The sequence below is a fragment of the Bradyrhizobium sp. 31Argb genome, from assembly GCF_043638955.1.
GTDB lineage: Bacteria > Pseudomonadota > Alphaproteobacteria > Rhizobiales > Xanthobacteraceae > Bradyrhizobium.
Map to the genome: position 1 here is coordinate 20,888 of NZ_JBEGDB010000092.1, position 6,686 is coordinate 27,573.

5 protein-coding genes are annotated in these 6,686 nt (G+C 59.9%); all 5 read right to left on the reverse strand.

The features are described from left to right. Positions 1-44: 44 nt before the first annotated feature. The 5 genes from AAFX91_RS19175 to AAFX91_RS19195 all read right to left on the reverse strand — a co-directional run bounded on the left by AAFX91_RS19175 (position 45) and on the right by AAFX91_RS19195 (position 6,567). Positions 45-1,613: a flagellar biosynthesis protein FlgL gene (locus AAFX91_RS19175; protein WP_394567449.1), complete on the reverse strand. Its 1,569-nt coding sequence runs from the start codon at positions 1,611-1,613 to the stop codon at positions 45-47. A 7-nt stretch (positions 1,614-1,620) separates the two neighbouring features. Beyond that, complete coding sequence (flgK, locus tag AAFX91_RS19180) at positions 1,621-3,513, reverse strand: flagellar hook-associated protein FlgK (RefSeq protein WP_394567450.1); 1,893 nt, start codon at positions 3,511-3,513, stop codon at positions 1,621-1,623. Between the two features lie 41 nt (positions 3,514-3,554). Further along, on the reverse strand, positions 3,555-5,414 hold the full coding sequence (locus tag AAFX91_RS19185; RefSeq protein WP_394567451.1) for a flagellar hook-basal body complex protein: 1,860 nt from the start codon (positions 5,412-5,414) through the stop codon (positions 3,555-3,557). Positions 5,415-5,749: 335 nt separating this feature from the next. After that, positions 5,750-6,064, reverse strand: a complete 315-nt coding sequence (locus AAFX91_RS19190; RefSeq protein ID WP_130577328.1) for a metal-sulfur cluster assembly factor — start codon at positions 6,062-6,064, stop codon at positions 5,750-5,752. Continuing rightward, entirely contained in the window at positions 6,061-6,567 is a 507-nt protein-coding gene (locus tag AAFX91_RS19195) for a DUF2249 domain-containing protein (RefSeq protein WP_130577327.1), read from the reverse strand. Before AAFX91_RS19195 ends, AAFX91_RS19190 begins: the two co-directional genes overlap by 4 nt. Between the last annotated feature and the right edge of the window lie 119 nt (positions 6,568-6,686).

Genomic DNA, 6,686 nt, shown 5'->3' on the forward strand with positions numbered 1-6,686 from the left:
TACAGTTTCACGACACGCGTGCCGGCCCTGCCGAAAGCCTGCAGTTAGAGGAATTTGACGAGGCTCATCTGGTAAAGCATCGATGTCGTTTGATAAGACGCCTGCAGCGCCGTCTGCAGTGCCAGGATCTTGGTCGCGACTTCGTCGTCATTGATGCCTTCGATGGAATCCAGCATCGTTTGCGCCATCGCCTTGGTTTGAACTTGCCGATCGGTGGCCGCTTTGATCGAGCCCTGCGCGCCGGCGAAGTCCGCCTGAATATCTTCAATCGTCTGGGTCCCCGGGGCGGTTGCCAAACTGTTCGCGACGCGCTGGTTGAGCGCGGTGACCTGGGCATTGGCATAGGGGTCCGTCGCCGATGTGGTCACAGCCGCGAATACTGCCACCGTCTGCAGTTGCGAACGCAATGCGGGTTCGTCGGCTCTGGCGCCATACTGCACCGTGATGGATGTATCGATCTGGGCTACCGCCGATCCGCGCGCCGAACCGTTCGCAGCAGTATTCTGTTCGCCGTTGTACCAAATCACGGTGTTGTCGGGAGTGCCGGCCACAAGCGTCGTGGCCGAGGCAAGCGGCGTCGTGCCGACGCGCAGCGGAGGTTGATCGAAAAAGTTATCACCGGCCTGCATCGCCGACGCTGCCACCATCGGACCGTTCGCCAGATCCTTCATCGAGGTCCCGAGCGCCGTGTTCAGGTTGGCCGCGGTCGCGGTGGGATCGGCCCCAATCAGGAAGCTGTTGGCGGCGAGCGGCGTGGTGTTCGACGCCGTCATGACAATATCTTCTTTGGTGCCGTCCGGCATGGTGAAGGTGAACTTGACCTGGTCGCCGGGCTTCGGATTGGTCGCGCCAAGATCGACCGACACGGACTTCTGCACCGGCGTTGCCGGCGGCGCCGGCGGAACGGTCGCGGGCAGGTCGACGGGCTGGGTGACGGTAGCGCCCGTTATATTTGTGGATACGCCGGTGAGCTTGATCCCGAACGGCTGCGCCTGCTGCGGAGGCGCCGGTGTTGCGTCCTCCTCGGTGAGAACAACCGACGTTGCCGGCGTGCCGATGGCGTTGCCGACGCGCCCATTCTGATTGACACCGAGATCCGCGATCTTTCGCTCGGCGATGACCTGCTTCAGTCCGGCGACCTGCGCGCCGCGACCGTTCATGATCTCATCGGCCGACGCCACGAGCGCGGTATCGGTAGCACGGCCGGAAAACAGATAGCGATCGCCTGACTTCGCGTTGAGCATGTCGACTGAATCGGTGAAGTCGAGCAATGCGGTCTTCTGGCCGGAGGTATGGCCCGCATCGTCGAGATCCGTGCTTGCGCTGACGGCGGCGCCCTTCACTTCCGACCCGATCTTCACCAGTTGCTGCAGTGAAAGGTTGACGACACCAATGCGCGTGTTCAGATTGGTCGCAGTATCGGAATAGGCTCCTATCCCTGTGATCTGCGCGCGCAGCGCGATCGCAAGGCTGCGGCCACTCCCCTGTCCAGCGTAAGTATTGGAAATCTTGCCGGACGCGAGCTGCTGCGTCAGCGTATCAAGCTGACTGCGCAAATCGAGAATGCCCGAGCCGATATAGGATGTGCGTTGACTAACCCCGGATATTGTCATGGCTGCCTCAGAATACCTGCATCAGGGTCTTGTACATGTCGTTGACCGCCGACATCACGCGCGCGTTTGCCGAATAAGCGTTCTGTAACGACAAGAGATGAGCCATCTCTTCATCCATGTTCACGCCCGAGGACGTTGACATCTTCTGCTGGAGCGTGCTAAGTACGACGTTCTGACCATCGGCAAGCTGCTTCGCCGCGTCGGCATCTGCCCCCTGCTGACTGGTGAACTGTCGCATGAAGCTGAGCAGCGTGCCCTTGAACGGCGCGCTCGCACTACCAACCCCGCTCTGCGCACCAAACGTGTAAGTCGCGTTGCTCAGCTGATTGAGGATGAACGAGGGCCGTGTGGTGTCCCCTGCGGGCGTCGAACTCCCGTAGGTTACGAGCTTGGCAGGATCATTGATCAGCGCGCTGTTGACCGTCAGGCGTCCCGCAAGACCCGTTATCTGAGATCCCGACGCGCTGATCGCACCGCTGTAAGGTGAACCGCTGTCAGTGAAGAGATCGATCTGCGGGCTGCCATCGCTCAAGGCGTTCGTGCCCTTGGTGACCGTAACCGAGGCGCTATCGATCCGGGCGAAAGCGGGATTGCTCAGAACGCTCAGCGATGTGCTTGTCCCGCTGAACGTGACATTGCCGCCCAGAGCCGCGTTGAGCTGATCGAGCACCGACGAGAACGACCCGGAGAAATCGATCCCGATCACCTGATCATTCGGGTCCGCCGTCACATCGTTCGACAGCGGCAGCACGCGGGGGTCGTCAACCCGCACGAGGGAGATTTGGCGCTGTTGATTGGTCGCCGCATCGGTATAAGTGAGATGAATGACGTTGCCGGATTTCATGCCCGAGACATCGAGCGCAAACCCCGAAGGAGTTCCGGCCGGGACTGGCGAGCCCGTTATCGGGGTGCCCGCTGTTGTTTGATCGGACAACGCGCTCGACAGCGACGCAGCAAACTGGTCGAGCTGGTTCTGTGCCGTGACTAACGTCTTGTCTCGCAGCTCGGTATAAGCCGCGATCTTGCCCGATTTGATCGCACCGGTAGCCGTGAGATCGATCGACGCGCCACTGCCCGGAAACTCAAGTATGACGGAGCCAAGCTGGCTCTGATTGGGATCGCTGCTCCAAGTCGTATTTGCACCAACGGTGGCCTGAGCATTGAACGACAGGGTCGCGGCTTCGTTACCCACGAGCTGGATGCCGGAGCCGGTAAAAACCGTGACCTGGTTGGCGCCATTGGTCGTGACACGGATGTCCATCAGCTCGGACAGCTGATTCACATACTGGTCACGTTGATCGAGCAATGCGGCGGTCGACGCATCGGTGGACGTGCCGCCGGATGGATTAGCCTTCAATTGGTTGTTGATTGACGCTATCTGCTTGAGCAGATTGTTCGCCGTCGTGACCGAGTCCTTGATGCCGGTCTCTGCGGTGCCGCGCAAGGTTTGAATACCTTGCGTCATCGAGTTCAGTTGTTGCGTGAGCGTCGACGCCGCGTTGAGAACGCCTATTCGGGCCGACTGGCTGTCAGCGCTGGTGGTGAGCGCCTGCAGCGCCGTCGTGAGGTTGTTAAATGCGCTCTCCAGCGTTCCGATTGAACCCGGATCTCCATAGAGGCTTTGCAGTTGCTGCAGAACGTTTGAGCGAAGCGAGGCATACGACGCGCCCGACGTTTCCGTGCGCAACTGCGCCTGGATATATTGATCGAGTTCACGATTGATCCCGGCGACGACGACGTTGCTGCCATGTGCACCGGCATAGGACGTGACCTGGTCGAGCGTCTTGCGAACATAGCCGGGCGTTTCCGCATTGGCGACGTTCGACGAGACCAGCGACATCGCCGCCTGGTTGGCGCGGAGGCCGGACATGGCGATGGCGAGGGCGTCATTCAGACTCATGACAAGTTCCTCTCAAGCGGTTACGCGCGCGCCGGTGTCAATTACCGCATCACGTTCAACAGATCCTGGACCATCGTGTTCGTTGTCGTGATCACCTTGGTGTTCGCCGAATAGGCCTGCTGCGTCACGATCAATTTTGTGAATTCGTCAGCGATATCAGTGTTCGAAGATTCGAGCGACGAGCCAGAAATACTCCCGCCTTTTCCATAGAGCGCGTCTCCGGATTCGTTGGTCACTTCAAAAGCGCCGCCGTCGACACGCTTCAGGAAGTTGGCGCCGTTGAAGGTGGCAATAGAGACCTCCGCGAGATCGATGGTGCGGCCATTCGAGTAGGTGCCGACAACACGTCCCTCGTCGCTGACCGATACGCTTTGCAGTTGACCCGCGGCGTAACCGTCCTGCTGCAGTTGGTTCACTTGCACGTTGCCATTGGTGTCCGCAAACGACGTTAGTCCGCCGGTGCCAAATGCCATTGTGACGTTACCCAGGCTGGTACCATCCACGGTAAGCCCGGCCAGCGTGATCTGACTGACCACCGGCTGCATCTGCCCGTTCGGACCAAACTTGAAGTCCGTTCCGACGTTCTGCCAGGCAACGGTGTTTCCGGTCGCGTTGGAATTGACCTGGTAGAATAGATTCCAGGTATCCGTCCCACCCATGGTGGACGATTCAACCTTGGCCCAGCGGAACTGCAGGCTGACTGGAGCGCCGTTGCCGTCATACACGGTCCTCGCGCCTCCGCTTATCGACTCATCCAGGAAGGCTTGATTGTCGCTGCCAATGACGACGCCGGTACCGGCTGTCCCGCCGCCCGCACGCATCCCGACAACGGTGCCCGAGAAGCCCAGCGCTTGAAATGCTGCGACAGCCGATGCGGAAGAACCTGCGGCAAGGCTGAAGTCGTTTGCCGTACCCGTATTCAAGGTGATCGCGCCGGTGCTCGACACGCTGGACACCGGTGATGGCGAAACATTGCCTGTAAGACCGTCAATGGTGGTTAAAAGGCTTCCAACCGTCGCGGTGGCGAGATCGACAAAGGTCGTTCCGGCGACAGGCGCGGGCGCGGCTCCGGTATAGAACGAGATCGTCTTGGTTGTCGTGACACCGCCCGTGGTGGTCTTCAGCACCAGCGTGTCACCGCTGGCAAAGCCTGCCGTGAGCGAATCCGTGCCCGCCGCGCTCACGAGCGACGTTGCTGCGGAAATGGGCTTCGCTGTCGTCTCGAGGTTGTTCCGCGCATTACCGGTCACGGGTGTATTGGCAAACGGCGTCGCGGCCGTTCCAAGGGTTCGTGGATTGGATATGAAATCGGCAGGCCTCAGCAATTCCGAGCCTGGCACTGATGTTTGGTGCTTGGTTGTCAGCGGGTAGCTGGCGAGATTGGCTCGATAGTCGATCTTGGTGGTTGCCTGCGACGGCAGGAAATCGTTCTGGAACCTCAGGACTTCTGGCGTACTTCCGGCGGGATTTCCGGTCGTCGGATCAATCTTCACGCCCTCGAGATAGTAGCCGGCACCGTTAACGAGATATCCGTTTTTATCCAGCGTAAAGTCGCCGCGCCTTGTGTATCGGTTGACGCCGTCGAATATCGGCTGGCTGTCAGATATGCTGCCCGGCTTCTGCACGGCGAAGAAGCCGTCGCCGTTGATCGCCATGTAGGTGGAGACCGAAGCCGACTGAACGGAGCCGGCAAGCGTGTTGGTGCTGCGCGAATTCGCAACCACGCTGCCTGCAAGCTGCGCGTTCGTGCCGGTGTCGGGAATGAGGTCAAGGAAGCTGGTGTCGATCCGCTTGAAGCCGGTCGTCTGCGAGTTCGCGATGTTACCGGAAATGTTTTCCAGCGCGTACGAGTTTGCCCGCAGTCCTGCAACGGACGTGGTCAGGGCGCCGAAGATACCCATTACATCATCTCCAATTGGATCCGGGCGGCCGCCGGGATGCTTCAGGTGTCATGGCCGCAACCGCTGGGATCGTTGCAAGCCGCCTGCCAATGAAAAAATGCAATAAAATCAGATAATTGAGACTGCGAGATAGCGGCAAGACCGGATCAAAATTGCCGGACCGAGCAACTTTTGCCCACCTGTTCGCGTGCCGCGAATACGACGTCGCCTTGCCGGGGATGTCGTTGTCCCAGAGCATGATCCGGAAAAGTGGAGCCCCGGTTTTCCGAAAAGATCATGCTCAAACAAAGAGATGAGATCGTGATCCGATTTCGTCTAATCGGATCACGATCAGGTCAGTTGACCGCGGCGAAGCCAAGCGCCGCGCGGACGGCTGGATCGATACGTGCTGGAGTCCAGGGCGGATCGAACGTCATCTCGACATCGACCGAGCCGACGCCCGGCACCTCCGCAACACAGCTGGTCACGCCTTCTTGCAGGAAACCGGTCGCGGGGCATCCTGGGGTGGTCGCCGTCATCGTGATGCGGACGGCGTCTCCGATGACCGAGATGTCATAGACGAAGCCGAGATCGACGATGTTGTGACCGAGCTCGGGATCGATCACGACACGCAGCGCGTCCCTGATACGGTCGACGAGTTCGCTTGTCATGACGGAGCCCTCACGGTCAGTTCGTAGGTCGCGCCATCAGGCGTGAACCCGCCGAGCCAGCGGTATCCACGCTTCTCGAGCTGCGGAAACAGAAAGACGGGCTCGCGGCGCAGCAGCGCGGAAAGAGTCTCGCCGGGACCTAGTTTCTCGGCGGCCGCAAGGATCCGGACCATGGGCTCAGGAGGATCGAGGTCGCGATTGTCGAGCGTCACAGCAGGCTCCGGCCAATTGTCGAAGCTCGGCGTGCCGCTCGGAGCGGCCGCGTTCTCCGTCGCCTCCGTCGGCGTGAACAGAACTTCCCATTCGCCGCCGTCGAGCGCGCGCTCGGAATGCATGAACCCTCTGTCTGCCATGACGGCGAATAGCGGGATCGGCTTGAACGTGGCGTAAAGGCGGAGCCCCTGCCCTGCCTCTAGGCGTTCGAGTGCGGCCATGATGACCGAGAACGGTTCGCCGCCTGCACGCAGGATCGGACGGACATCTACGTCGATGTATTCGGTCATGCTTCTTCCCTCCGTTTGGTCTTTAGATCATGATCCGATTAAACGGAATCGGATCATGATCTCATCTCTTTGTTTGAGCATGATCTTTTCGGAAAACCGGTTTCCACTTTTCCGGATCA

What these genes read in the sequence shown, in the direction of transcription:
- AAFX91_RS19175 (WP_394567449.1), bottom strand. Translation starts at nt 1,613, where the DNA reads ATGACAATATCCGGGGTTAGTCAACGCACATCCTATATCGGCTCGGGC.
- flgK (WP_394567450.1), bottom strand. Translation starts at nt 3,513, where the DNA reads ATGAGTCTGAATGACGCCCTCGCCATCGCCATGTCCGGCCTCCGCGCC.
- AAFX91_RS19185 (WP_394567451.1), bottom strand. Translation starts at nt 5,414, where the DNA reads ATGGGTATCTTCGGCGCCCTGACCACGTCCGTTGCAGGACTGCGGGCA.
- AAFX91_RS19190 (WP_130577328.1), bottom strand. Translation starts at nt 6,064, where the DNA reads ATGACAAGCGAACTCGTCGACCGTATCAGGGACGCGCTGCGTGTCGTG.
- AAFX91_RS19195 (WP_130577327.1), bottom strand. Translation starts at nt 6,567, where the DNA reads ATGACCGAATACATCGACGTAGATGTCCGTCCGATCCTGCGTGCAGGC.